The sequence below is a fragment of the Bradyrhizobium sp. NAS96.2 genome (assembly GCF_001908235.1).
Taxonomy (GTDB): Bacteria; Pseudomonadota; Alphaproteobacteria; order Rhizobiales; family Xanthobacteraceae; genus Bradyrhizobium.
In genome coordinates this window covers 1-1,114 of sequence record NZ_LGHK01000363.1, presented here as the reverse complement: position 1 = coordinate 1,114, position 1,114 = coordinate 1, and the positions used below count along the sequence as shown (strand labels likewise).

Here is a 1,114-nt window from a genome sequence, read left to right as displayed (position 1 = left end):
CTGATGAAAATCGCAACATTCGCTTAGTCGAAATAGCCGATCTGCAAGCGAAGCTCGACGCAATCTCGACCCTCGAAAACCTTCGGCAAGCAGTGCGAATCACCGATGACTACGTGTTCGACCCGAGAAATCGACCGGACTATTATCTGATCCGATATGATCGAACGCGAAACCTTGTGAGCGTCTCTCCGGAGTACGGTCCCAAAGACGCTGTTCGATCCTACGACAACGCGGAGGCTATGGAGCCGACCGCCACGAATGGCAATTTCAACACTGTGCTGGTAGAGGTGGATGAAATTGAGAACCTGAAGGCAGCTTATCCCAACTACTTCGGCGATGTTGATCTGTTCAAACAACGATTACAAGAAGCGGTGGGCGGTGAGCGAGTAGATTTCGGACTTGCTCCGCAACCAGCGGCTCCGAGAAAGCCGGCGGAGAGGCCTGACCCTTCGTGGCTATACAGGAAGCGACGCTAGCGAAAAAGGCACCCTGGTTTCCCAAGGTGCCCTCTTCGTCAGAACAGCCGCGATAGTACGGCCACAATCCAAGCCAGGGGCATAGAGCACCCAAAGCCGAGACGGTAACTCGCACCGTCGGGCCTGCTGGCTTCGAGAGTGAGAGACACTGTCATGTGTTCTCCTTCCCGTTTGCGTGGTGTGGCTCGAGATTGCTCTCGAACCTGAAGGCGTTTGCCTTCGGCGACGAACACCGAGCGGTTGGCCAGCGGCGAAAGGGATTTCGAGCTTCTCAACAGACTCCGCGACCCTCTCAACGCTTCGTCTAATGCGGCTATGTGGTGCGCGCACGATCGTTAGCAAGTGGTGCGAACACTCTGGCATAACGCGCGCGATCTCGTTCCGCGCAGCGAAATTGGTTCGGGGATTTTTCCGGGGATTCGGTGCAACATTCCGCATCAAACAGCTGCATTGATCCGCATCTGTTCTACACAAAATGTGAATGCGCGGCCTGTGGATAAAAGGGATAAATGCTTTTGATCTAAAAGAAATTTTTGCCCGTTTTCTTTGGCGATCCCGGCAGGATTCGAACCTGCAACCCGCGGAGTAGAAATCCGCTACTCTATCCAGTTGAGCTACGGGACCGTGGCCGCCTTGTA

General features: G+C 54.4%; 1 tRNA gene and 1 pseudogene. One reads left to right on the top strand and one right to left on the bottom strand.

What is annotated here, in order from left to right:
- Positions 1-476, top strand: a pseudogene (locus tag AC628_RS44595) (hypothetical protein); the annotation flags it as partial.
- 547 nt (positions 477-1,023) lie between these two features.
- On the opposite strand, the gene AC628_RS41285 reads toward AC628_RS44595, so the two are convergent.
- Positions 1,024-1,100, bottom strand: a tRNA-Arg gene (locus AC628_RS41285).
- Positions 1,101-1,114 lie beyond the last annotated feature (14 nt).